Origin of the sequence: Pseudacidovorax sp. RU35E, assembly GCF_900156165.1 — a bacterium.
GTDB lineage: Bacteria > Pseudomonadota > Gammaproteobacteria > Burkholderiales > Burkholderiaceae_C > Xenophilus.
This window is the reverse complement of record NZ_FTMY01000003.1, coordinates 229,953-255,219: the sequence shown is the minus strand read 5'-3', so window position 1 is coordinate 255,219 and position 25,267 is coordinate 229,953. Positions and strand designations below refer to the sequence as shown.

The 25,267-nt window shown below is 73.0% G+C and carries 17 protein-coding genes; 8 read left to right on the top strand and 9 right to left on the bottom strand.

Annotated features, from left to right (window positions below):
* Positions 1-21 precede the first annotated feature (21 nt).
* The 8 genes from recC to BXA03_RS06700 all read left to right on the top strand — a co-directional run bounded on the left by recC (position 22) and on the right by BXA03_RS06700 (position 15,394).
* Positions 22-3,654, top strand: coding sequence for an exodeoxyribonuclease V subunit gamma (gene recC / locus BXA03_RS06735; RefSeq protein ID WP_076505353.1), 3,633 nt, complete (start codon positions 22-24; stop codon positions 3,652-3,654).
* The gene (gene recB, locus BXA03_RS06730; protein WP_076505351.1) at positions 3,651-7,583 is read left to right on the top strand and encodes an exodeoxyribonuclease V subunit beta; all 3,933 of its coding nucleotides are present in this window, start codon (positions 3,651-3,653) and stop codon (positions 7,581-7,583) included. Before recC ends, recB begins: the two co-directional genes overlap by 4 nt.
* The gene (recD, locus tag BXA03_RS06725; protein WP_083715923.1) at positions 7,580-9,760 is read left to right on the top strand and encodes an exodeoxyribonuclease V subunit alpha; all 2,181 of its coding nucleotides are present in this window, start codon (positions 7,580-7,582) and stop codon (positions 9,758-9,760) included. The genes recB and recD overlap by 4 nt, the downstream gene beginning before the upstream one ends.
* Before the next feature lie 96 nt (positions 9,761-9,856).
* Positions 9,857-10,858, top strand: coding sequence for an alkaline phosphatase D family protein (locus BXA03_RS06720; RefSeq protein WP_076505349.1), 1,002 nt, complete (start codon positions 9,857-9,859; stop codon positions 10,856-10,858).
* Entirely contained in the window at positions 10,842-11,549 is a 708-nt protein-coding gene (locus tag BXA03_RS06715) for a response regulator transcription factor (RefSeq protein WP_076505347.1), read from the top strand. The genes BXA03_RS06720 and BXA03_RS06715 overlap by 17 nt, the downstream gene beginning before the upstream one ends.
* 43 nt (positions 11,550-11,592) lie before the next feature.
* Positions 11,593-13,482, top strand: coding sequence for a sensor histidine kinase (locus tag BXA03_RS06710; RefSeq protein ID WP_159444709.1), 1,890 nt, complete (start codon positions 11,593-11,595; stop codon positions 13,480-13,482).
* 140 nt (positions 13,483-13,622) lie between these two features.
* Positions 13,623-14,819 (top strand): AAA family ATPase, encoded by a 1,197-nt coding sequence (locus tag BXA03_RS06705; RefSeq protein WP_076505343.1) that lies wholly within the window; start codon positions 13,623-13,625, stop codon positions 14,817-14,819.
* Positions 14,819-15,394 (top strand): DUF4276 family protein, encoded by a 576-nt coding sequence (locus BXA03_RS06700; protein WP_076505341.1) that lies wholly within the window; start codon positions 14,819-14,821, stop codon positions 15,392-15,394. Before BXA03_RS06705 ends, BXA03_RS06700 begins: the two co-directional genes overlap by 1 nt.
* A gap of 20 nt (positions 15,395-15,414) precedes the next feature.
* On the opposite strand, the gene BXA03_RS06695 is transcribed toward BXA03_RS06700, so the two are convergent.
* From BXA03_RS06695 to hutU, 9 genes are all read right to left on the bottom strand, one after another.
* A complete protein-coding gene (locus BXA03_RS06695; RefSeq protein ID WP_369822397.1) occupies positions 15,415-16,815 on the bottom strand; it encodes an FAD-binding oxidoreductase in 1,401 nt (466 codons plus the stop codon).
* Positions 16,812-17,636: an N-formylglutamate deformylase gene (hutG, locus tag BXA03_RS06690; RefSeq protein ID WP_076505772.1), complete on the bottom strand. Its 825-nt coding sequence runs from the start codon at positions 17,634-17,636 to the stop codon at positions 16,812-16,814. Before hutG ends, BXA03_RS06695 begins: the two co-directional genes overlap by 4 nt.
* A gap of 117 nt (positions 17,637-17,753) precedes the next feature.
* The gene (locus BXA03_RS06685) at positions 17,754-19,145 is read right to left on the bottom strand and encodes a formimidoylglutamate deiminase (protein WP_076505339.1); all 1,392 of its coding nucleotides are present in this window, start codon (positions 19,143-19,145) and stop codon (positions 17,754-17,756) included.
* Positions 19,142-20,368 carry an imidazolonepropionase gene (gene hutI / locus BXA03_RS06680; RefSeq protein WP_076505337.1) on the bottom strand — a complete coding sequence of 409 codons (1,227 nt, stop codon included), beginning with the start codon at positions 20,366-20,368 and terminating at the stop codon, positions 19,142-19,144. Before hutI ends, BXA03_RS06685 begins: the two co-directional genes overlap by 4 nt.
* 65 nt (positions 20,369-20,433) lie before the next feature.
* Complete coding sequence (locus tag BXA03_RS06675) at positions 20,434-21,009, bottom strand: HutD/Ves family protein (protein ID WP_076505335.1); 576 nt, start codon at positions 21,007-21,009, stop codon at positions 20,434-20,436.
* Positions 21,010-21,037: 28 nt separating this feature from the next.
* Entirely contained in the window at positions 21,038-21,706 is a 669-nt protein-coding gene (locus tag BXA03_RS06670) for an amino acid ABC transporter permease (RefSeq protein WP_076505333.1), read from the bottom strand.
* Between the two features lie 26 nt (positions 21,707-21,732).
* Entirely contained in the window at positions 21,733-22,479 is a 747-nt protein-coding gene (locus BXA03_RS06665) for a transporter substrate-binding domain-containing protein (protein ID WP_369822404.1), read from the bottom strand.
* A gap of 94 nt (positions 22,480-22,573) precedes the next feature.
* Complete coding sequence (locus tag BXA03_RS06660; protein ID WP_143476234.1) at positions 22,574-23,338, bottom strand: IclR family transcriptional regulator; 765 nt, start codon at positions 23,336-23,338, stop codon at positions 22,574-22,576.
* Between the two features lie 113 nt (positions 23,339-23,451).
* Positions 23,452-25,260, bottom strand: a complete 1,809-nt coding sequence (gene hutU, locus BXA03_RS06655; protein ID WP_076505329.1) for a urocanate hydratase — start codon at positions 25,258-25,260, stop codon at positions 23,452-23,454.
* Between the last annotated feature and the right edge of the window lie 7 nt (positions 25,261-25,267).

The window sequence follows — 25,267 nt, the reverse complement described above, 5'->3', positions numbered from 1 at the left end:
CATGGCCTGCCGCTGCCCTCCATGACCGAGTCCTTCGCCCCGCCCCCCCTGCAGCCCGGCCTCATGGTCCTGCACGGCAACCGGCCGGAGGACCTTCGGCAACTGCTCGTGGCCTGGCTGGCGCGGCATCCGCTGGCGCCGCTGGAGGACGAGGTGGTGCTGGTGCAGAGCAACGGCATCGCCCAATGGCTCAAGCTGGCGCTGGCGGCCGATCCGGCGCGCGGCGGCCTGGGCATCACGGCGGCCTTCGACGTGCAGCTGCCGGCGCAATTCCTCTGGCGGGCCTACCGCGCGGTGCTGGGCGCGGACACGGTGCCCGAGCGCTCGCCGCTGGACGAGGCACCGCTCGCCTGGCGGCTGATGCGCCTGCTGCCTGCGCTCACCGCCCGCGCGGCCCAGGCCGACCCGCGCTTCGCGCCGCTGGCGCGCTTCCTGGCCCACGATCCCGAATCCCGCAAGTGCCACCAGCTGGCGCTGCGGCTGGCCGATCTGTTCGACCAGTACCAGGTCTACCGCGCCGACTGGCTGCAGGACTGGGCCGCGGGCCGCGACCAGCTGCAGACGCTGCGCGGCGGCACCCGCCCCCTGCCCGAGGACCAGCAGTGGCAGGCCCGCCTGTGGCGCGCCCTGCTCGATGACCTGGGCGCGGGCGCACAGGCCGACGCCGCGCACGGCCTGGCCGGCAGCCGCGCCGGCGTGCACCAGCGCTTCATCGAATCACTGGCCTCGCATGACGGCCCGCCGCCTGCGGGCCTGCCGCGGCGGGTGATCGTCTTCGGCATCTCCGCCCTGCCCGCGCAGACGCTGCAGGCCCTGGCCGCCCTGGCGCGGCACGCGCAGGTGATGCTCTTCGTGCACAACCCCTGCCGCCACCACTGGACCGACATCGTGGCCGACCAGGACCTGCTGCGCGGCGCCTACCGCCGCCAGGCGCGCCGCCCCGGCATGCCCGCGGTGCTGGACGAGGCCGCGCGGCATCAGCATGCCCATCCGCTGCTGGCCGCCTGGGGCAAGCAGGGCCGCGACTACCTGCACCTGATCGACGGCTTCGACGAGCCCGACCGCTACCGCGGCGCCTGGGCCGGCATCGGCAGCGGCCGCATCGACCTCTTCAGCGACGACGCGCCGCCCGGCCACAGCCTGCTGCGCCAGCTGCAGGACGACATCCTGGAGTTGCGCCCGCTGGCCGAGACCCGCGCCCGCTGGCCCGCCGTCGACCCGGCGCGAGACACCTCCCTGCGCTTCCACACCGCCCATTCGCCCCAGCGCGAGGTGGAGGTGCTGCACGACCAGCTGCTGGCCCGCTTCGACGCCGATCCCACGCTGCAGCCGCGCGACGTGATCGTGATGCTGCCCGACGTGGATGCCTACGCCCCGCACATCGAGGCCGTCTTCGGCCGGCTGACGCGCAGCGACCCGCGGCACATTCCCTTCACCGTCGCCGACCAGGGCCAGCGTGGGCGCGAGCCGCTGCTGGTGGCCCTCGAAGCGCTGCTGGCCCTGCCCGACAGCCGCTTCGCCGCCAGCGACGTGCTGGACCTGCTCGAAGTGCAGGCCGTGCGCGAGCGCTTTGGCCTGTCCGAAGACGCCCTGCCCGTGCTCAAGCGCTGGATCGAAGGCGCCGGCGTGCGCTGGGGCCTGGATGCCGACCAGCGCGCGCAGCAGGGTCTGGGCGCTGCGGGCGAGGCCAACAGCTGGCGCTTCGGCCTCGCGCGCATGCTGCTGGGCTATGCCGCCGGCGACGGCGAGGCCTTCGACGGGATCGCGCCCTTCGACGAGGTGGGCGGGCTGGACGCCGCCGCCCTCGGCCCGCTCGCCGCGCTGCTGCGTGCCATGGAAGACACGCTGAAAGCGCTGGCCGAGGACGCCACCCCGACCGTCTGGGCCGAGCGCCTGCGCGCCCTGCTGCAGCGCTTCTTCGCGCCCGCCACGCCGCGCGAGCAGGTGCGCGTTCAGGAGCTGCTGCAGGGCCTGGACCGCTGGCTGGACGACTGCGCCGCCGCCGGCTTCGACCAGGACCTGCCGCTGTCCGTGGTGCGCGAGACCTGGCTCGGCCAGCTGGGCGGCGGCGGGCTGGCGCAGCGCTTCCTGTCGGGCGGCGTCAGCTTCTGCACGCTGATGCCGATGCGCGCCATTCCCTTCCGCGTGGTCTGCCTGCTGGGCATGAACGACGGCGACTTCCCGCGCCCGGTGATGCGCGCCGACTTCGACCTGATGCGCGACGACTGGCGCCCCGGCGACCGCTCGCGCCGCGACGACGACCGCTACCTGCTGCTGGAGGCGCTGCTGTCCGCGCGCGAGCAGCTCTACCTGAGCTGGGTGGGCCGCGACGTGCGCGACCACAGCGCCCGCGCGCCCAGCGTGCTGGTGGGCCAACTGCGCGACCACCTGGCCGCCGGATGGCGCCTGCAGGGCCGCGAGGACGACCGCGACGCGCTGCTGGCCGCGCTGACCACCGAGCATCCGCTGCAGCCCTTCAGCCCGCGCTACTTCGCGCCCCACGCGCCGCGCGCGCCGGCCGTGGACGGCCTCTACACCTATGGCCGCGAATGGCAGGCGGCTCATTCCGCGCAACCGCCCGACCGCGACGATCAGGCCCTCCCGCCTTGGCAGCCCGAGGAGCCCATCGCCCTGCGCCCGCTGGAGGACTTCCTGGCCCAGCCCATCGAGGCCTTCTTCGCCCAGCGCCTGCATGTGCGCTTCGGCCTCGGCGCCGACGGCGGCGAGGACGCGCTGGACGACGAGCTCTTCGCCCTGGGGGGCCTGGAGAACTGGGCGCTGGAGCAGCAGCTGCGCCAGGCCCTGCAGCCCTGGTGCGACGAACAGCCCAGCCCCGCCGCCGCCCGGGCGGCACTGGGCCAGACGCTCACGCAGCAGATCGACCGGCTCGCCAACGAAGGCCGGCTGCCGCTGCAGGCCTTCGGCACGCTGGCCGGCCAGGGCCTGCGGCAACGCGTGGCCCGCACCTTCGAGCACTACCTCAAGGTCTGCGAGGCCTGGCCCGAGCTGGAAGCGGAGCCGGTGCTGCTGCACTGGCGGCATGCGACCAGCGGCGTGGTGATCGAGGATGCCTTGCCGCCGCGGCGGCTGGCGGCTGGCGGTGATGCAGGTGCAGGTGGCGGCCCGGCCTCCGGTTCTGCCACCGCCGAGGCCGCCCGCCTCGTGCTGGCCCAGGGCCGGCTGCACAAGGGCAAGGAACTCTCCTGGCACCACGTCGTGCGCCACTGGCCGGCCCACCTGACGCTCAACTGGGCGGCCGGCCCCACGCGCACCGTGCTGGTCAGTGAATCGGGCACGCTGGTGCTGCCGGCCCTGACCCGGGCCGATGCCGACGAGGCGCTGGGTCAGCTCGTCGAGGCCTGGCTCGCCGGCCTGCGCCAGCCGCTGCCGCTGGCCTGCCGCACCGGCTTTGCCGCGCTGGCCGAAGGCGTCGCCGGCCCTGCCGCGCGCCTGGCCTACGACGGCGGCATGCAGCGTCAGGGCGAGGGCGAACGTCCCGCCCTGGCACGGGCCTATCCCGACTTCGCCGCCCTGGACAGCGCCCGCACCGACGACGGCCGCGGCCTGTTCGCCTGGGCCCAGGCGGTCTACGGCCCGCTGTGGCGCCAGGTGCCCACCGCCCGCCGCAGAGGCACGAACGAGGCCGAGCCGTGAGCGCCACCCTCCTCCCCGTCCAGCCGCTGGACCCGCTGCGCTTTCCGCTGCACGGCCTGCGCCTCATCGAGGCCAGCGCCGGCACCGGCAAGACCTACACCATCGCCCTGCTCTACTTGCGCCTGGTGCTGGGCCATGGCGGGCACGGCAGCGCCTTCGCCCGACCGCTCACGCCGCCCGAGATCCTGGTCGTGACCTTCACCGAGGCCGCCACGCAGGAACTGCGCGAGCGCATCCGCGCCCGGCTGGACGAGGCCGCCCGCGTCTTCGCCGGCGAGGCCGAGGCACCGGCCGGCGACGCGCTGGCCGCCCTGCTCGCGGACTACGCGCCCGAGGCCCGTCCCGGCTGCGCCCACCGCCTGCGCGTGGCCGCGCAGTGGATGGACGAATCGGCCATCGCCACCATCCACGGCTGGGCCTGGCGCATGCTGCGCGAGCACGCCATGGGCAGCGGCAGCCTGTTCGCCCAGACGCTGCAGACCGACCTGCAGGCGCTGCAGCAGCAGGTGCTGCACGACCACTGGCGGCGCCACTACTACCCGCTGGACGCCGCCGCATCGCGCGCGCTGCTGGGCTGCTTCGCCGACCCCGAGGCCCTGTGGCAGGCCGTGCGCCCGCTGCTCGTGCAAGGCGATGCGCAGCTTCGGCTGCAGGGCAGCGCCTTCGACGGCGAAGCCGATGCGCTGGACGCCCTGCGCCAGCTGGGCCGCAGCATGGCCGAGGCCGACGCCCTGCAGGAGCAGGCCCGCACCGCCTGGCGGGCTGACCGCGCCACGCTGGAGCGCCTGTGGCACGACGCCCGCCCGCACCTCAACGGCAACAGCTACCGCGGCAAGGACGACGACGCCACCTTCGACGGCTGGCTGCAGGCCCTGGCCGACTGGAGCGCCGGCGCCGACGCGCCCGACAACATCGCCCGCTTCGGCCGCGAAGGCGCCAAGCTCAAGAAGGGCCAGGCCCTGCCCGAGCATCCCGCGCTGGACGCCGTCAACGCCTGGCAGCAGGCGCAGGTCGCGGCCCAGCCCGCCGGCCTGCGCGCGCACCTGGCCGTGCATGCCGCCCGCGCCCTGCGCGAGGCCCTGGCGGCCGAGAAGCTGCGCCGTGCCGAGCTGGGCTTCGACGACCTGCTGCTGCAGCTGGACCGCGCCCTGGCCGGCCCGGGCGGCGCGGCGCTGGCGGCGCGCATCCGCACCCGCTTTCCGCTGGCGCTGATCGACGAGTTCCAGGACACGGACCCGGTGCAGTACCGCATCTTCCGGCGCATCTATGGCGAAGCGGGGGATGGCGGCCTGATCCTCATCGGCGACCCCAAGCAGGCCATCTACGCCTTCCGCGGCGCCGACATCCGCACCTACCTGCGCGCGCGGCGCGACACGGCCACGCAGGCCGATGCGGCCGGTGGCGCCATCTACGCGCTGGACACCAACTTTCGCTCCACCGCCGCCGTGGTGCAGGCCGTCAACCGCGTCTTCGAACAGGCCAGCCGGCATCCGCGCGGCGCCTTCCGCTTCGCGCGGGAAGACGGCGACCCGGTGCCCTTCGTGCCCGTGCGCGCCCGCGGCCGGAGCGAGGCGCTGTGGCTCGAAGGCGCGCCCGCCCCGGCCCTCACCCTCTGGTCGCAGGAACCCGAGCCCGACGCCGGCCGCGACAGCGTCGGCACCGCCGACTACCGCGCGCAGATGGCCGAGGTCTTCGCCAGCGCCGCCGTGCGCTGGCTGGCCGACACCGGCGAGGGCCGCAGCGGCTTCCGTCAGCCCGACGGCCGCTGGCAGCCGCTGCGGCCGGCCGACATCGCCGTGCTGGTGCGCAGCGGCACCGAGGCCGCCGCCATCCGCGGCGCGCTGGCCGCCCGCGGGCTGCGCAGCGTCTATCTGTCGGATCGCGAATCGGTCTTCGCCACGCCCGAGGCGCAGGACATGCTGCGCTGGCTGCGCGCCGCCGCCGAGCCCGGCGACGACCGGCTGCTGCGCACCGGCTTGGCCAGCCGCAGCCTGGGCCTGCCGCTGGCCGAACTGGCCCGGCTGGAAGAGGACGAACTCGCCTGGGAAGAAACCGCCCTGCGCTGGCAGTCCTTCAACGCCTGCTGGCTGCGGCACGGCGTGCTGCCGATGGTGCATGCGCTGCTGCATGCCTACGACCTGCCCGCGCGCTGGCTGGCGGCGCCAGCCGACGCATCGGGCCCCATGACCCTCGGCGGCGAACGCCGGCTCACCAACGTGCTGCACCTGGCCGAATGGCTGCAGCGCCGCGCCGTCGACCTGGACGGACCGCATGCGCTGATCCGCGCCCTCGCCCAACGCCTGGCCGAGCCCGGCGGCGAGGAAGAGATCCTGCGGCTGGAGAGCGACGCCGCCCTGCTCAAGGTCGTGACCATCCACAAGTCCAAGGGCCTGGAATACCCGCTGGTGCTGCTGCCCTTCATCGCCGCCTGGCGCGAGGAGAAGGCCTCGGCCACCAAATCCATCGGCTTCCACGACGCCGAGGCCGACGCCCGTGTGATCGAGCTGGACGGCAGGCACGAGGAGGCCGCCGCCCTGGCCGACGAGGAGCGGCTGGCCGAGGACATGCGGCTGCTCTACGTGGCCCTCACGCGCGCCCGGCATGCGCTGTGGCTGGGCGTGGCGCCCCTGTCGGCCGGCAGCGGCAAGAAGGTGGCGCTGGACCGCGGCGCGCTGGGGCAGGTGCTGGGCGCTGGCGCGGCCATCGACAGCCTGGCGGGCTACCGGGCGGCGCTGCAGGCGCTGGCGGGCGACGACGACGCGGCGCGCGCCGCGACGACGGCAGCCGGATCGTCCTCCGCGTCGGGGGCCGGTGGCGCATCAGGGGCAGTCCGGACAGCCACGCCATCCGACGCATACGCCGCGGCTGGCGCGTCTGTCGCATCCACCCCGCCCACCCTCGTCGTCGAACCTGCGCCCTCCCCCGACACCCGCGTCTGGCACCCGCCCGCGCCGCCGCCGCCCGGCACCGCCCGCACGCCGCTGCGCCACGGCCATGCGCCGTGGTGGATCGCCAGCTACTCCGCCCTCGTGCAGCAACTGGGCGGCAGCGGCGGCGCGCTGACGCAGGACGCCCCGGCGCCCGCCGCGGAGCCCGAGGACGCCCGCCAGGACCAGGCGCTGGAAGAAGCCATCGCCCCCGCCGACGTCGCACCGGACGAGCGCCCCGCCACCGCCCCGCGGGGCGGTAGCTGGCACGCCTTCCCGCAGGGCGCCGAAGCCGGTAGCTTCCTGCACGGCCTGCTCGACTGGTGCGCGCAGCAGGGCTTCGCCCGCGTGCTCGACACCCCCGAGGCCCTGCGCGATCTGGTCGCCCGCCGCTGCACCGTGCGCGGCTGGGAGGCCTGGATCGAGCCGCTGTGCGACTGGCTGCCGCGCTGGCTGCGCACGCCCTGGCCGCTGCCCGATGCCGCCCCCGCCACGCTGGCCGGCCTGGTGCAACCGAAGTCCGAGATGGAGTTCTGGATGCCGGTGCACCGCGCCGACGCACGCAGCATCGACGAAGCCGTCAAGGACCACATCCTGCCCGGCCAGCCCCGCCCGCCGCTGCCGCCCACGCAACTGGCCGGCATGCTCAAGGGCTTCATGGACCTGGTCTTCGAGCACGACGGCCGCTGGTGGGTGGCCGACTACAAGTCCAACTGGCTGGGCCCGGACGACGCGGCCTACGGCGATGCGGCGATCCAGGCCTCGCTGCTGGCCCACCGCTACGACGTGCAGGCCGCGCTCTACGCCCTGGCCCTGCACCGCCTGCTGCGCAGCCGCCTGCCCGGCTACGACCCCGACACGCACCTGGGCGGCGCCCTCACCGTCTACCTGCGCGGAGCCGATGCGCCCGGCCACGGCCTCTGGGCCGTGCGGCCGCCGCGCGAACTGGTCGAGCAGCTCGACGCCCTGCTGCGCGGCCCCGAGGAAGGCGACGCCGAATGACCCGCCGCACCGACGGCGCGCAGACCGCGCCCCTGCCCCCCACCGCCGACCTCTTCGACGCCGCGCCCGCCGAAGCCGCCGCCGACCAGCGGCGCGACGCCATGCTGGCCGACCTGGACCGCTGGGTGCAGCAGGGCTGGCTGCGCGAGCTGGACCGCAGCTTCGCCCTCTTCTGCCGCGATCACGATCCCGAAGCCGGCGCCGAGCTGCTGCTGGCCGCCGCCCTGGCCAGCCACCAACTGGGCCGCGGCCATGTCTGCCTGGACCTGCAGGCCACGCTGGCCGATGGGCGCCACAGCCTCTCGCTGCCGCCCGACACCGCCAGCGCCGCCGCGGTGGGCGACGGCCCGCAGCGCTGGCTGCAGCCGCTGCGCCTGGCCGCCTGGCGTGAGTCGTTGGCCACCAGCCGCCTGTGCGGCCGCGGCGACCCGGCCGAAGGCGCCACGCCGCTGGTGCTGCAGGGCCCGCGCCTCTACCTGCGGCGCTACTGGCAGTACGAGCAGCAGGTGCGCGCCCGCATCGAGGCCCGCCTGACGCCCGCGCCGGTGGCGCCGGCCGACCACATCCGCCCGGTGCTCGACCGGCTCTTCGGCAGCGGCGACGGCACGCCCGACTGGCAGAAGATGGCCTGCGCCCTCGCCCTGCGCCAGCGCTTCGCCGTCGTCACCGGTGGCCCCGGCACGGGCAAGACGACCACCGTGGTGCGGCTGCTGGCGCTGCTGCAGTCGATGGTGATGCAGGGCAGCGGCGCGCCCGGCCGGCCGCTGCGCATCCAACTGGCCGCACCCACCGGCAAGGCCGCCGCGCGGCTCACCGAGTCCATCCGCGGCGCCCTGGACGCGCTGCCCTGGCACCAACTGCCCGGCGGCGCCGACCTGCGCAGCCACGTGCCGGCCGAGGCCCGCACCCTTCACCGCCTGTTGGGCAGCCGCCCCGACACCCGCCACCTGCGACACCACGCGGGCCATCCGCTGCCGCTGGACGTGCTGGTGGTCGACGAGGCCTCCATGGTCGACCTGGAGATGATGGACGCCCTGCTCGACGCCCTGCCCCCGCAGGCCCGGCTGGTGCTGCTGGGCGACAAGGACCAGCTCGCCTCCGTCGAGGCCGGCGCCGTGCTCGGCGAGCTGTGCAGCCGCGCCGAGGCCGGCCACTATGCCCCCGCCACCACCGATTGGCTGCAGGCCGCCGCCGGGCAGACACCGCCCGCCGATCTGCAGGACCCGCGCGGCCAGCCGCTGGACCAGGCCATCGCCATGCTGCGCGTGAGCCGGCGCTTCGATGCCGGCAGCGGCATCGGCCGGCTGGCGACCGCCGTCAATGCGGGCCGGGCGGCCGAGGCGCTGGCGCTGTTCGACGACGGCCCCGCCGACCTGCGCCGCTGCCGCCTCGGCGCTGCGCCGGGCCATCTGGCGCAGGACGCCGCCCTGCGCGACCTGCTGCTGGCCGACGACCGCATCGACCACACCTCAGCGGCGGGCGTGCAGTCCGACGGCCGCCAGCCTGTCGGTCCGGCCCACTGGCTGCGCCGGATCCACGAGGAGCGCCCCGACTCCGACGCGCCCCGCGCCGAGTGGGACGCCTGGGCGGCGCAGCTGCTGCAGGCCAGCGGTCGCTTCCAGCTGCTGTGCGCGCTGCGCGAAGGCCCCTGGGGCGTGGCGGGCCTCAATGCCGCCATCGCCGACCTGCTGCACGCCGAAGGCTGGATCGCCGCCACCCAGGGCTGGTACGCCGGCCGGCCGGTGCTGGTCACCCGCAACGACCCGGCGCTGGGCCTGATGAACGGCGACGTGGGCCTGACGCTGCAGCTGCCGGCCCGCTTCGACGATGCGAGCGGCCGGCCGGTGCCCGAGGCCGGCACCGCGCTGCGCGTGGCCTTCGCCGCCGCCGACGGCTCCGGCGGCGTGCGCTGGACCCTGCCCGCGCGCCTGCAGGCCGTGGAAACCGTCTTCGCCATGACGGTGCACAAGTCGCAGGGCTCGGAGTTCGAGCACACCGCCCTGCTGCTGCCGCCCACCGCCAGCCCGGTGCTCACGCGCGAGCTGGTCTACACCGGCATCACCCGTGCCCGGCGCTGGTTCACGCTGGTGGCGCCGGCCGGGCGTGGGCAGCGGGTGCTGGAGGCCGCGATCGGCCGACGCGTGCTGCGGGCCAGCGGCCTGATGGCGCGCGACTAGCGCCCCCACGCGCTCCCCTATACATGGGAGCCCGACGCGCCTCGTCGCCGCCACACTCCCCAGGCGCCGGCCATCCGCTCCGGCGGGAGGACTCCGATGACCATCACGCTCGCGTTCACGTCCTGCGCCGAAGCCTCGCAGCGGCCCGAGCAGCCCATCTGGGACCGCATCGCTGCCGCGCATCCCGATCATCTGGTGCTGCTCGGCGACACGGTCTACTATGACAACTGGGATGGCGCGAACATGGGCTGGCTGCAGGACATGTCTGCCCATGACTTCGCCGTCCATGCCCATGCACGCTGGCAGAGGCAGCTCGACGTCCCGGGTTTCAGGGCGCTCGTCGGCCAGGTCAGGACGCATGCCATCTGGGACGACCATGACTTCCTGTGGAACAACGCCTGCGGCGCCCAGGCCCAGGCTGCGAAGGTCTATGCAGGACACCTCGGTTTCAGCCGGTGCCTGTTCCAGGCCTTCCGCGCCGAGCTCGCCAGACCCGGCGGTCCGGGGAACATGCCGCCGCTCAACACCTTCGACCAGACGAAGCCGCCCGAGATCGGTCTGGGCGATGCGGTCGACCTCGGAGAAGGCGTGCAGCTTCACCTCACCGATGGCCGCGGCTTCAAGACCACGGGCGGGCACAAGGCCCTGCTCGGCGCCACCCAGCTGAACCTGCTGCGCGAGCGCATGACGCGCGGCGGCGCCCTGCACCTGATCGCGAGCGGGGTGGTCTTCGAGTCCGATGCGCTGTGGAAGCAGTCCCACGACAAGGGCGAAACATGGGCCGACTGTCCGTCGGAACACGACGCCCTGCTCGACACCGCCGCGCGGTGCAAGGCATTGATGCTCAGCGGCGACATCCACCGCAACCGGCTGGCGCGCTACGGCGCCACGGGAAAGTGGCTGTACGAGGCCACCGCGTCCGGGGCCGCCCTGGTGGACTTCATGATGCCGGAGGCCCAGGGCACGCGCGATCATTGGGGGTTGCTGCGCATCGGTGCCGACCGCATCGAGATCGAGCTGCGCCACTCGCAAGGCATCACGCACAGAGCCATGATCGACCGAACCACCTGGGATTGGAAAGTTGGCCCCTCCCTCTGAAACCTTCCCCGCCCGCGTCGCCCTGGTCGAGGACGACGCCGGCATGCGCCAGCGCATCGCCCAGGCGGTGCAGGGCGATGCCGACCTGTCGCTGGCCTTCGAGGCCGCCACGGCCCAGCAGATCCTGGACTGGCTGCCGGGCCATGCCGTCGACGTGCTGCTGGTGGACCTGGGCCTGCCCGACCGCTCGGGCCTGGAGGTGATCCGTGCCGCCCGCCAGCTGCAGCCCGACTGCGCGGTGATGGTCATCACCATCTTCGGCGACGAGGCCAACATGGTGAAGGCCTTCGAGGCCGGCGCCAGCGGTTACCTGCTCAAGGACGGGACCGAGCGCGACCTGGGCCTGCACATCCGCTCGCTGCGCGCAGGCGGCTCGCCCATGTCGCCCATCATTGCGCGGCAGCTGCTGCGGCGCTGGCAGCAGTCGGGCGTCGGCGCAGCGGCGCCCGCCGAACCCATCGCCCCCACGCCCGCCGCCGGCACGCCGCACGCGGCCGAGCGTCTGTCTCCGCGCGAATTCGAGGTGCTCGACCTCGTCTCCCGCGGCTTCACCTATGCCGAGACGGCCACGCGCATCGGCGTGTCGGTGAGCACGGTGCAGACCCATGTGCGCAACATCTACAGCAAGCTGGACGTGCACAACAAGTCCGAGGCCGTCTACGAAGCACGCAACCTTGGCCTGCTGCGCTGACCCCTCCTGCGGCACCGGCGCCGGTGCCGCGCACAGGCGGAGCATGCGGCTTGCCTCGCCGACGCCTGCGCCGGGGCGCCGACCCTGGCGGCGTCGGCTGACGATGGGGCTGTGCGGACTCGCCCTGCCAATCCTCCTTGCGGGCCTGGCCGCCGCGCAGCCTGCGGCCCCGGTTCAGACGCTGCGCACGGCCGAGGCCGTGGTGCGCGTGGCGGGCGAGCCGCCGCTGGCGGCCGCCCGCGTCGCCCTGCCCTTCCGCTGGGCCGACCAGGCGCCGCGTCAGGCCGGCGGCGCGACCCTCACGCTCGAACTGCCCCCGCTGCCCGCGGGCGGCGATGACCGTCTGCACGGCCTGCTCTTCGAGGCCCTGGGCAACCAGGCGGCCGTCTATGTGGGCGATCGGCTGGTGGCCCGCTGGGGCCAGCTGGGCGATCCGACCTTCGACGCCGGCCGCGGACCGCGGCTCGTGCGGCTGCCCGCCGATCTCGTCGAAGGCGCAGCCGCGCCCCTGCCGCTTCGCATCGAGCTGAGCTTCCAGCCCCAGCGCGGCGGCGGCGTCTCGGTCGTGCGCTGGGCGCCGCTGGCGCAGCTGGAGGCGCTGGAGGCACGGGAACGGCTGTGGCGCAACACGCTGTCGCTGGTCTATGCCGCGGGCCTGCTGCTGATGGGCGGACTGGCTGCCGGCCTGTGGTGGTACCAGCGCGATCCGCTCTACGGCTGCTTCAGCCTGGCCGCCTTGGCCGGCACCCTGCGCAACCTGGACCAGAGCGGGCTGCAGATGCCGCTGCCCTGGCCCTGGTGGGGCGCGGTGGTGGCCATGAGCTACGCGGTCCACATCGCCCTGCTCGCCCGCTTCGTGACGCTGGCGCTGCACCAGCCCTCGCGCGCGGTGTTGCGCCTGCTGAGCGGCATCCTCTGGACCGCGGTGGGCCTGGCGGGCCTGGCCTTCGCACTGCGGCTGCCGGCGCTGTGGACGGGTGCCCTGGCGCTGCTGTGCGGCGGTGGCATCGCCGCCGTCCCGGGCGTGCTGGGCGACGCGGTGAAAGGCCGTCATCCCACGGCCCATGCGCTGCTCGTGGCGGGCCTGCTGGCCATCGCCGCCGGGCTGCACGACCTGCTGCGGGTGCGCATCGGCCTGGGCGGCGCCAGCTGGGTACCGCTCACGCCCCATGCCATGTTCGGCTTCGTGCTGATCCTGGCCGGCATGGTGGTCGCGCGCTACAGCCGCTCGGTGCATGAATACCGCGACCTGGCCCGCTCGCTCGATGCGCGCGTGGCCGAGCGCGAGCGTCAGCTCACCGCGGCCATGGACGCCCTGCAGACCCAGCGCGAGCAGCAGGCCGTGCTGCTGGAACGCCAGCGCCTGATGCGCGAGATCCACGACGGCGTGGGCTCGCAGCTCGTGGGCCTGCTCAATCTGGTGGGGCGTCCCGGCGCCGACCCGGCGGTCATGGAGGCACAGGTCAAGCTCGCGCTGGACGAGCTGCGCGTCGCGGTCGATTCGCTGCAGCCGCTGGAAGGCGACCTCACGGTGGTGCTCGCCACGCTGCGCTACCGGCTGCAGCCGCGCCTGGAGGCCGCCGGCCTGACGCTGGAATGGGAGGTGGACAGCCTGCCGCCGCGTGCCGACGTCACGCCCCAGACGGCGATGCAGATCCAGCGCATCCTGCTGGAAGGCTTCACCAACGTGCTGCGCCATGCGCAGGCGCGTCGCATCCGCCTCGAAGCGCACTGGCATGCCGGACCACCCGAGCGCATGGAGATCGTGCTGGCCGACGACGGCCGCGGCTTCGCGGCGGACGGGCAGCCCGCAGGCGGCCAGGGCCTGCCGAGCATGCGCAGCCGCGCCGCCGCCATCGGCGCCACGCTCACCGTGGCCTCGGCGCCGGGAGAGGGCGCCGCGCTGCGACTGGATTGGCCGGTGCGGCGCTGAGGTTGAGGTCGGGCAACGCTCCTTCCATCCGGCGGGAGCCCGAGCAGCCCGACAGGCGTGCGGCGATCCCCTGAACATGCGCATATGGCACGATGCGCGACTGCTCCGGCCACGCCGTGCCGGGGCGTTCAGGACGCGCCATGCAGATCGAATCCATCGCCATCAAGAACTACCGGCTGTTCCGGGACGCCAAGCTGACCCACATTCCCCGTCTTTGCGTGCTGGTGGGCGCCAACGGAACAGGCAAATCCACACTGTTCGATGTGCTCTCCTTCCTCAAGGACGCGCTGTCGATGAACGTCGGCAAGGCCATCGCCAAGCGCGGCGGCTACCGCGAAGTCGCGAGCCGCGGCTTTGCGCACGAGGCCATCGAGATCACCCTGCAGTTCCGCATGGAGATCACCGGCAAGGAGCGCCTGGTGACCTACCTGCTGCGCATGGCGCCCGGCGCGGAGGGCCGGCCCTTCGTGGAGCGCGAGGTCCTGCGCTACAAGCGGGGCGCCTACGGCGCACCGTTCCGCTTCCTGGATTTTTCTTCCGGTCGCGGTTACGCCATCACCAACGAAGAGGATTTCTCCAAGGCGGACGAGGACCTCACCCGGGAGGAACAGGAACTGGATTCCCCGGACATCCTCGCCATCAAGGGCCTGGGCCAGTTCGAGCGCTTCAAGGCCGCCAGCGCCTTCCGGCTGATGATCGAGAACTGGCACATCTCGGATTTCCACGTGTCCGAAGCGCGGCCGAGCCAGGAAGAGGGCTTCGCCGAGCATCTTTCGACCCGGGGCGACAACCTGCCTCTGGTGGCCAACTACCTCTACGAGCACCACCCCGATCGCTTCGCCCATGTGCTGGAGGCGATGCGCCGCAGAGTGCCGGGCATCTCGGTGGTGGAGCCGCGGCAGACCGAAGACGGACGGCTCGTCCTGCGCTTTCAGGACGGCAGCTTCAAGGACCCGTTCATCGCGCGGCACGTGTCTGACGGCACGATCAAGATGTTCGCGTACCTGGTGCTTCTGAACGACCCCAAGCCCTATCCGATGCTGGCCGTGGAAGAGCCCGAAAACCAGCTCTATCCCGAGCTGCTGCCCGAGCTTGCGGAGGAATTCCGTAGCTATGCGGAGCGGGGCGGCCAGGTCTTCATCTCCACCCATTCGCCGGATTTCCTCAATGCCTTGTCGCTGGACGAGATCTACTGCCTGCGCAAGCAGGACGGCTTCACCCGCGTGTCGCGGGCCGGCGACTCGGAGAACCTGCGCGCGCTGTTCGAGGCCGGGGACTTGCCCGGCTACCTGTGGAAGCAGGGACTTTTCGAAGGCCTCAACCGGGACGTGCGCTGATGGCGGGCCGGCTGGTGTTCCTGCTGGAGGAGCCCTCGATGCGGGTATTGCTGGAAGGCTGGCTGCCTCGGCTGTTCCCCGGCTGGGTGAGTGATGAGCATTTCCTGTGTGTGCCGCACGAGGGGAAGTCGGATCTGGACCGCAGCATTGCGCGCAAGCTCGCGGCGTGGCGCCACCCCGGGGACCGCTTCGTCATCGTCCGAGACAACGACAACGCGGACTGCATCGACCTGAAGGCACGGCTGCGCCGACTGTGCGAGGACGCGGGACGTCCAGACAGCCTCGTCCGGCTGGTCTGCCAGGAACTGGAGAGCTGGTATCTCGGCGACCTCGCCGCGCTGGCGGTGGCCTTCGATACGCCGCGGATCGATTCGCCCGCCAACCGCAAGCGCTTCAATGCGCCGGACAGCTGGCAGAAGCCTTCGGTCGAGGTCAAGCGCCTGATCCCGGCTTTCCAGAAGATCGGTGGCGCCCGCGCGATGGCCGCCCATCTGGAGGTGCAGCGCAATCGCTCGCCCAGCCTGCGCGCCTTCGTGGCAGGCGTCCGGCGCCTGAATGCCGAAGCCGCCGGCTGACCCGGCCGGCCCATCGGACGTCAGCCGAACACCTTCCCCGGATTCATCAACCCCAGCGGATCCAGCGCGGCCTTGATGGCGCGCATGGCGGCCAGCTCGTCGGGCGTGCGGCTGGCGCCCAGGTAGGGCTTCTTGTGCAGACCGATGCCGTGCTCGGCCGAGACGCTGCCGGCGAAGCGGCCGACCATGCCGTAGACCAGCTGCTCGGCGGCCTCGGCATCGCGGCCGATGCTGACGCCATCGATGGACACGTGCAGGTTGCTGTCGCCGATGTGGCCGAAGAACACGCTGAGGTGGCCGGACCAGCGGGCTTCCAGCGCGGCGCGGCACTCCTGCACGAATCGGCCGATCTGCGCCATGGGCAGGCTGACGTCGAAGTTGACGGGCGGATGCATGTTGGCCGGCAGCTCGGCGGTGGCTTCGCGGATCTTCCACAGCGCGCCGGCCTGGGCCTGCGACTGGGCCAGCACCGCATCGAGCACCAGGCCGGCTTCCATGGCCTCGGCCAGCGCCTCTTCCACTTCGGCCTGCAGCGCGGCCTCGCTGCTGCCGTCCATGTCGACCAGGGCCAAGAGCGGGTGCGCAGTGTCGAAGGGCTCGCGCAGGTGCTGCCAGGCCATGGAGGCGGCCACGAAGTCGCGCCACATCAGCTCGAAGGCGGCGACGCCGCCGGCGAAGCGGGACTGCAGCCGGCCGAGCAGGGCGAGGGCGGCGTCGTAGTCGGGCAGGGCGGCCAGCAGCGTGGCGCGGGCGCGGGGCGCCGGGTGCAGGCGTAAGAGGGCGCGGGTGACCACGCCCAGCGTGCCCTCGGCGCCGACGAAGAACTGCTTGAGGTCGTAGCCGGTGTTGTTCTTCTGCATGGGCCGCAGCATGGGCAGCACACGTCCGTCGGGCAGTACGGCCTCCAGGCCCAGCAGCTGCTCGCGCATCATGCCGAACTGCAGCACGCCGTTGCCGCCGGCATTGGTGGCCAGGGCGCCGCCCACCTGGGCAGAGCCGCGGGCGCCGAAGTCCACGCCGAAGCGCAGGCCGGCGCCGGCCGCGGCCTCCTGCACGGCCTGGATCGTGACGCCGGCCTGGGCGGTGAGGGTGCGGGTGGCGGCATCGACCGACTCGATGGCGTTCATGCGCTCCAGCGACAGCGCGACCGCGCCTTCGATGGGCATGGCCGCGCCGGCCAGGCCGGAAAGGCCGCCCTGGGGCACCACCGGCACGCGGTACTCGGTGCACAGCCGCAGCGCGGCCGACACGGCCTCGGTGCTGCGCGGTCGCAGCAGGGCCAGCGGGCGCACCGGCGGCAGGCCGCTCCAGTCGGCCAGATGGCGCTCGGGCACGGCCTCGGCGGGCGTGACGGCGTCGGCACCGAGAGCCTCGGCCAGGGCGGCCAGGAAGGCCGGCTGCGCAGCGGTACCCGCGCTCACGGCTGCTGCCCGTCGGCGAAGGCCAGCACGGCCTCCAGCATGCGGCGCACGGTGGGCTGCACGCGTGCGGCCACGTCGGGAAGGTAGTCGAAGGGAAGCTGTTCCTGCATGTAGCTGCTCTGGGTCATTTCGAGCTGCACCGCATGCACGCCCCGTGCCGGCTGGCCGTGGTGGCGGGTGATGTAGCCACCTGTGAAACGGCCGTTGAGCACGCTGGTGTGCGCCGTGTCGGCGCGGGCGATGGCCAGCAACTGTTCGGCCAGTTGCGGGTCGCAGGCGGCGCCCTTGGCCGTGCCCAGGTTGAGGTCGGTCAGGGTGCCCTCGAAGAAGCGCGGCAGCACGGAACGGATGGAATGCGCGTCCCACAGCATGGCGATGCCGTGGGCGGCGCGGATGCGTTCGAGTTCCTGGGCCAGCCTGGCGTGGTAGGGCACCCAGATCGCCTCGCGGCGGGCGGCGATCTCGGCCTCGGTGGGCAGGTCGGCCGGGTCGGCGTACAGCGGCGTGTCGTCGAAGGTGTCGACGGGGCACAGGCCCGTGACGCTCTGGCCCGGATACAGGCTGGCGCCGTCCGGCGGGCGGTTGAGGTCGATGACGTAGCGCGAGTGCGTGGCCACCAGCACCGAGGCGCCCAGTGCGTCGGCGAAGTCGTAGAGCCGTTCCAGGTGCCAGTCGGTGTCGGGCACCTGACGGGCCTCGTCGGTCAGGCGCGCGGCGAGGGCGGGCGGCACGTGGGTGCCGACGTGCGGCATGGAGATCAGCAGCGGCCGTGTGCCCTGGCGGAAGCGGAAGGGGGGTTCGGTGGTGGTGAAGGCGGTCATGGCAGAAGCGAGTGTGAAGGCGGCCGCGCGCCCGCGCTGGCGCGGGGGCACGGCACCGAAAAGGAAAGGGGTTCGGGCGCGCTCATGGGCCGAGCTCCGGTGCGGCAGAGCCGGCGCTCAGGCCCCGCCGGCCAGCAGTTCTCGCCGGGCCTGGACGAAGGCCCGCTGGGCCTCGGCGCGCAGGGGGTGGCGGCCGGCATCGACCGTCTTGCGGCCGGCCACGTACGCCTGCGCAAGCGGACGCTGGCGGCCGGCGGCGAAGACATGGGCCGACAGCATCTGCGGTGCCTCCAGCCCGGCCAGGACCGGATGGGCCGCGTCGAGCACGAGCATGTCCGCCTGCTGGCCCACGGCCAGTCCACCGAGCGCGCGGCCCGACGCCTGCGCGCCGCCGCCCACGGCCGACAGCCATAGGGCGGTGGCCACCTCGGGCTGCGCCGCGGTGGCGGCCACGTTGCGCTGGCGGCGGCTCAGGCGCTGGCCGTACTCCAGCATCAGCAGCTCCTCGGCCGCATCGACGCAGGCGTGGCTGTCGGAGCCGACGCCCCAGGCGCCGCCGTCAACGGTCCACCGCGGCAGGTCGAACAGGCCATCGCCCAGGTTGGCCTCGGTGGTGGGGCACAGGCCCGCCACGGCACCGGTGGCGGCGGCGCGGCGGTATTCGTCGGCGTCCATGTGGGTGGCATGCACCAGGCACCAGCGGGCATCGACCGGCGCATGGTCCAGCAGCCAGGCGACGGGGCGCTGGCCGCTCCAAGCCAGGCAGTCGTCCACCTCCTTGGTCTGCTCGGCGATGTGGATGTGGATCGGCGCCGTCGCGTCCTGCGCGGCCAGGCCGGCCAGCGCGTCGCGCAGCGCCTCGGGCGGCACGGCGCGCAGCGAATGCGGCGCCAGGCCCAGGCGCGCGCCCTGGGCCTCGCACGCCGGACGCAGGGTTTCGAGCAGGCGCAGCATCGACGCGGTGCTGCGGATGAAGCGGCGCTGGCCTTCGGCCGGCGCGGCGCCGCCGAAGCCGCTGGTCTGGTAGAGCACCGGCAGCAGCGTCAGGCCGATGCCGGCGCGCTGGGCGGCGCGCAGCAGGGCGCGGGCCAGCTCGGCATCGTCGGCGTAGGGATGGCCGTCGGTGTCGTGGTGCACGTAGTGGAACTCGCACACCGCCGTGTAGCCGGCCTCCAGCATGTCGACGTAGAGGCCGAAGGCGATGGCCTCTAGTTGCGCGGGGCTCAGCCGCAAGGCGAAGCGGTACATGAGGCTGCGCCAGCTCCAGAAGCTGTCCTGCGCTTCGGCGCGGTATTCGGTCAGGCCCGCCATGCCGCGCTGGAAGGCATGCGAATGCAGGTTGGGCATGCCGGGCAGCAGCGGGCCTTCGGCACGCGGCATGCCGGGCTCTGGCGTGGCACCGGGCTGCACGGCGGTGAGGCGGCCGGCGGCGTCCCAGGCGAGGCGCACGTCGCGCGCCCAGCCGCCGGGCAGCAGGGCGTGGTCGGCGAAAAGGCTCCCGGCGCTCACAGCGCGCCCTCCGCGATCCGGCCCTGGCGGATCACGCAGCGCACGGGACGCTGGCCGAACCAGTAGGCCAGCTCGGCGGCTTCCTGCACGTTCCACAGCACGAAGTCGGCGGCGCGGCCCACGGCCAGTTCGCCGTGCGTGGCCGCAAGGCCCAGGGCCCGCGCGGCATGGGTGGTGACGCCCGCCAGCGCCTCGGGCACCGTCAGGCGGAACAGCGTGCAGGCCATGTTCATCATCAGGAGCAGGCTCAGGCAGGGCGAGGTGCCCGGGTTGTGGTCGGTGGAGACGGCCATCGGCACGCCGGCCGCACGCAGGCCGGCGATGGGCGGCGGCTGCGTGTCGCGCAGCGTGTAGTAGGCGCCGGGCAGCAGCACGGCCACGGTGCCGGCCTGGGCCACGGCGGCGATGCCGGCGGGCGACAGGTGCTCGATGTGGTCGCACGAGAGCGCGCCGTAGCGCGCCGCCAGGGCCGCGCCGCCCATGTCGCTGAGCTGCTCGGCGTGCAGCTTGACCGGCAGGCCCAGCGCCTGCGCGGACTGGAACACGCGCTCGGTCTCTTCGAGCGAGAAGGCGATGCGCTCGCAGAACACGTCCACCGCATCCACCAGGCCCTCGACATGCAGGGCGGGCAGCATCTCGCGGCAGACGAGGTCGATGTAGTCGCTGCTCCGACCCGCGTACTCGGGCGGCAGCGCGTGGGCGCCGAGGAAGGTGGTGCGCACCGTCACGCCATGGGCGGCGGCCAGGCGGCGCGCCACGCGCAACTGCTTGCGCTCGTGCTCGAGCGCCAGGCCGTAGCCGGACTTGATCTCGATGGCACACACGCCCTCGGCCAGCAGCGGCGCGAGGCGGGCGCTGGCGGATGCGAAAAGGTCGTCCTCGCTGGCCTCGCGCGTGGCCCGCACGGTGGAGACGATGCCGCCGCCGGCGCGCGCCACCTCTTCGTAGCTGGCCCCGGCCAGGCGCATGGCGAATTCGTTGGCGCGCTGGCCGCCGTAGACCAGGTGCGTGTGGCAGTCGATGAGGCCGGGCGTGACGAGCGCGCCACCGCCGTCATGGCAGGGCAGGGCGTCCGCGCCGGGCGGCAGCGCATCGGGCGCGCCCAGCCAGGCGATGCGACCGTCGGTCACGGTCAACGCCAGCGGCTGGCCGTCGCTGCCGCGCAGGCCGGTCCACAGGCCGTCGGCGCTGGGGCGTTGGGAGAAGGGCAGGGCGAGGGTCATGCGGACGCTCCGGCGAGAGGGGCTCGATGCTGGCGTGCGGGCCGGGACAGAAGGGACGCCGGCGATCAGGCCGGCAGCAGGCGGATGGCGATCAGCCGCGGCTCGCCGCCCTCCGCGTCGGGCACCGCCTCCGCGGGGCCCGCGGCATCGGCCCACCACAGGCCCTGGCCGGCCGCGAGGGGCGCCGCCGCGCCGGTGCGCCAGGTGCCGGCGACGGCCAGCAGCAGCCCGTGCGGCGCGCCGGTCAGGCGCACGGCGCCCGCGTGCACCGTCAGCGTGGCCTGCCAGCGGCCGCGCCGCGTCATCAGGTTGAAGTCGGTGGAGGTGCCGCCCAGCCGGCTGCACGCGATGGCCGCCTCGCCAGGAAAGGCGAAGGGCTGCAGCGGCACGTCCAGCCGGTGGTCGAGCCCCTCGCCGGTGAGGTGCAGGCCGTCACCAGCCAGCAGCAGGATGCAGCGGTCGATGCCGGCAAAGATGGAGAAGGGGCCGTCCGCATCCACGGTGGCCGCCGAGCAGCGCCAGCCGAAATCCTCCAGCCCGGCGCCCGGCGGCCAGCAGGCGATCTCGCGGGTGTGGCCGCCGCCGTTCTTCCAGGGCATGGCCGGCAGCTGGTCGAGGGTGAAGGTGTGCAGGTTCGTCATGGCGATGTCTCCGTGGGCGGCTGTCGCTTCAATGCACCAGGCCACCCTGGCGCAGGCGGCGCTCGAAGTGGCGCAGCACCAGCGTCACCATCCCGGTGAGGGCGAAGTACACGACCGCAATGGCCAAGTACACCTCCAGCGAGCGGTAGGACACGCTGATGATCTTCTGGCCCTCGTGCATCACGTCGTGGATGGTCAGCAGCGAGACGAGGGCCGAGTTCTTGATCAGCGCGATGAACTCGTTGCCCAGCGGCGGGATCATGCGCACCACCGCCTGCGGCAGGATGATGTCGCGCATGGCCTGGCCCGGCGTCATGCCCAGCGACTGGGCGGCCATGGTCTGGCCGCGGTCGATGGACTGGATGGCACCGCGCACGATCTCCGACACATAGGCGCCGCTGTACACGCCCAGTCCCAGCACGCCGCACAAGAAGGCCGGCAGCAGCAGCCCGAAATGCGGCAGCCCGAAGAACAGGATGAACAGCTGCACGAGCAGCGGCGTGCCGCGGATCACCGCCACGTAGGCGGTGCACACGCCATACAGCCAGCGACGCTGCGGCCGCAGCCGGCCGATGCCCACCGCCAGGCCCAGCACGCAGCCCAGCAGCAGCGCGCAGGCGGTGATCTCCACCGTCACCAGCGTGCCGCGCAGCAGGTCGGGCCAGCCGGCCCAGACCGGCGAGAAATCCAGATCCATCGTCGCGTCCTGTGGTCAGCCGCGCGTCACTTCGACGCGGGGAACCACTTCTGCACGATGGCCGCGTAAGTGCCGTCGGCCTTCATGCGCGCGAGCGCATCGTTCACGGCCTTGGTCAGCTCGGGCGTGTCCTTGCGGATGGCCATGCCGTATTCCTCGGTGGTCAGCTGCTCGGGCAGCACCTTCAGGCCGGGGCGGGTGCGCACGTACTGGTAGGCGGCGGGCTTGCCGGTGACGGCGGCGTCGGTGCGGCCCACTTCCACCAGGTTGAACATCTCCTGGTTCTTCTCGACTTCCAGCAGCTGGGCCTGCGGGTACTTTTCCTTGAGGAAGCTCACCGACTTGGTGCCCACCTGCACGCTCACCTTGCGGCCGGCCAGGTCGGCGGGCGACTTGACGGTGGTGTTGTCCGCCTTGGTCATCACCACCAGGCCGCCGGCGTAATAGGGCACGGTGAAGTCGACCACCTTGCGGCGCTCGTCGGTGATGTAAATGGCCGAGACGGCCATGTCGGCGCGGCGCGAGACCAGGGCCGGGATCAGGCCCTTGAAGTCGATGTCGATCCACTCGACGGGCCGGCCCAGCTGCTTGCCGATGGCCTCGACCATCTCGGTGTCGAAGCCGGTGCGCTTGCCGTTCTCGATGTACTCCATGGGCGGGAAGGTGGCATCGGTGGCCACGCGCAGCGGCTCGGCGGCATGGGCGGCGGTGCCGGCCAGGGCGAAGGTGCCGACGAGGGCGAGCAGCAGGCGGCGGGGCAGAAGGCGGGACATCATGGGATCACTCCGGGAACGTTGGAAGGAAGAAGAAGAACAACGGAAGGCGCGAGAAGGAAGGGAAGCGGGCTGGCTGGCGGTGCCGTCCTGCTCAATGCAGCAGCAGCCGGCGCGAGATGCGGGCCGCGGCCACCACGGTCATCTGCACGAGCGCGGCCTCCTGGTGCTGCGCACGCAGGATCGGGGCCATCAGCGTGAGCACGCCGGCCGCCTGGTGCGAGGCGCCCATCAGCGGCACGCTGCAGCCCCAGACGCCGTCATCCACCTCGCTGGCGCTCAGCGCATGGCCGGCCTGGCGGATGGCGGCCAGCTCGGCTTCGGCGGCGGCACGCTCGGCGGTGCCGGCGCCGTACTGCGCATCGAGCACCGCAGCCCGCGCGGCCGGCGGCAGGTGGGCCAGCAGGCACTTGGCCGAGGCGCCCGCGCGCAGCGGCACGCTGCGGCCCTTCTCGAAGGAGCAGCGCAGCGACTGGTGGCTCTCGACCATGTCGAGGCAGATGGCCTGGTCGTTGACGGCGACGATCAGGCCCACGCTCTCGTGGGACTGGCGGGCCAGCTCTTCCATGGTGGGGCGAGCCTGGCGCATGAGCTCAGACGCCAGGTCGAAGCCCAGCGCCATCTGCAGGCTGAGCGGCCCCGGGGCATAGCTGCCCTCGCGCTCGATCACGAAGCCCCAGCGGCGCAGCCGCGCCAACTGGCGATAGAGGGTGCTGCGTGTCAGGCCGGTGTGGGCCATCAGCTCCGCGGCAGTGAGCGGCCGGCCCTGCCGCGCCAGCACGGCCAGCACCTGCAACACGCGGTCGGCGGCAGGGACGGCGGCAGCAGCAGCAGCAACGGGGGGCGCAGGCGAGGCCATGCGTCCAGTATCAAAAAAAGCCATCGCGATGTGCACCACCCGATCCCATGCGGTGGGACTGGGCAGCGGTTTTTGTGGCGCCGTCTTCCCCCGCGCCGGAGCGCGCGAGTCGCTCAGCGCACCATCGGCAGGTTGAGGCCGAACTTCTTCGCGGTGGCCACGGCCAGTTCATAGCCGGCGTCCGCATGGCGCATGACGCCCGAGGCGCAGTCGTTGACCAGCACGCGCGCCAGGCGGCGTTCGGCGGCCTCGGTGCCGTCGCAGACGATCACCATGCCGCTGTGCTGCGAATAGCCCATGCCCACGCCGCCGCCATGGTGCAGGCTGACCCAGGTGGCGCCGCCCGCGGTGTTGAGCAGCGCATTGAGCAGCGGCCAGTCGCTCACCGCATCGGTGCCGTCCTTCATGCCCTCCGTCTCGCGGTTGGGGCTGGCGACCGAGCCGGTGTCCAGGTGGTCGCGGCCGATGACGATGGGGGCCTTGAGCTCGCCCTTCTTCACCATCTCGTTGAAGGCCAGGCCGGCCACGTGGCGCTCGCCCAGGCCCAGCCAGCAGATGCGCGCCGGAAGGCCCTGGAAGGCGATGCGCTCGCGCGCCATGTCCAGCCAGCGGTGGGTGTGGGTGTTCTGCGGGAACAGCTCCTTGATCTTGGCGTCGGTCTTGTAGATGTCCTCCGGGTCGCCCGAGAGCGCCACCCAGCGGAAGGGGCCCTTGCCCTCGCAGAACAGCGGCCGGATGTAGGCGGGCACGAAGCCGGGGAAGTCGAAGGCGTTCTTCACGCCCTGGTCGAAGGCCACCTGGCGGATGTTGTTGCCGTAGTCCACCGTCGGGATGCCCATGGCCTGGAAGTCCAGCATGGCCTGCACGTGCACGGCGCAGCCTTCGGCGGCGGCCTGCTGGAGCTGGGCATGCTGCGCCGGGTCCGCCGAGGCGGCACGCCACTGCGGCACGCTCCAGCCCACGGGCAGGTAGCCGTTGATGAGGTCGTGGGCCGAGGTCTGGTCGGTGACCAGGTCGGGCTTGGGACCGCCGGCCCTGGCGCGGCGCACCAGCTCGGGCAGCACCTCGGCCGCATTGCCGAGCAGGGCGATGGAGACGGCCTCCTTCTTCGCCGTGTGGTGGGCGATGAGGGCCAGCGCGTCGTCGATGTCCTTGGCCTGCTTGTCCACGTAGCGGGTGCGCAGGCGGAAGTCGATGCTGCTCTGCTGGCATTCGACCGTGAGCGAGCAGGCGCCCGCCAGCGTGGCCGCCAGCGGTTGCGCGCCACCCATGCCGCCCAGGCCCGCCGTCAGGATCCATCGACCCGACCACTCAGCCCCTCGGCCGCCTCCGGCGTCCGATCCCCCAAGGGGATGCGGCCCGCCTTGGGGCGGCCCGGCGTCGGGCCGGTCATTGCCATAGTGCTGCCGCCCCGCTTCGACGAAGGTCTCGAAGGTGCCCTGCACGATGCCCTGGCTGCCGATGTAGATCCAGCTGCCGGCGGTCATCTGGCCGTACATGAAGAGGCCCTTGCGGTCCAGCTCATGGAAGTGCTCCCAGTTGCCCCACTTGGGCACGAGGTTGGAGTTGGCGATGAGCACCCGAGGCGCGTCCGCATGGGTCTTGAACACGCCCACCGGCTTGCCGGACTGCACCAGCAGCGTCTCGTCCTCGCCCAGCTTCTTCAGCGACTCGAGGATGGCGTCGAAGCATTCCCAGTTGCGCGCCGCGCGGCCGATGCCGCCATAGACCACCAGGGCCTGCGGGTTCTCGGCCACCTCGGGGTCGAGGTTGTTCTGCAGCATGCGGAAGGGGGCCTCGATCAGCCAGTTCTTGCACGACAGCGCGGTGCCGCGCGGGGCGCGCACGACGCGGCTGGGGTCCACGCGCGGGTCGGCGAGGGCGGCGGCGGTGCGAGCGATGAAGTTCTCGGGGGCGTTCATGGCGGTG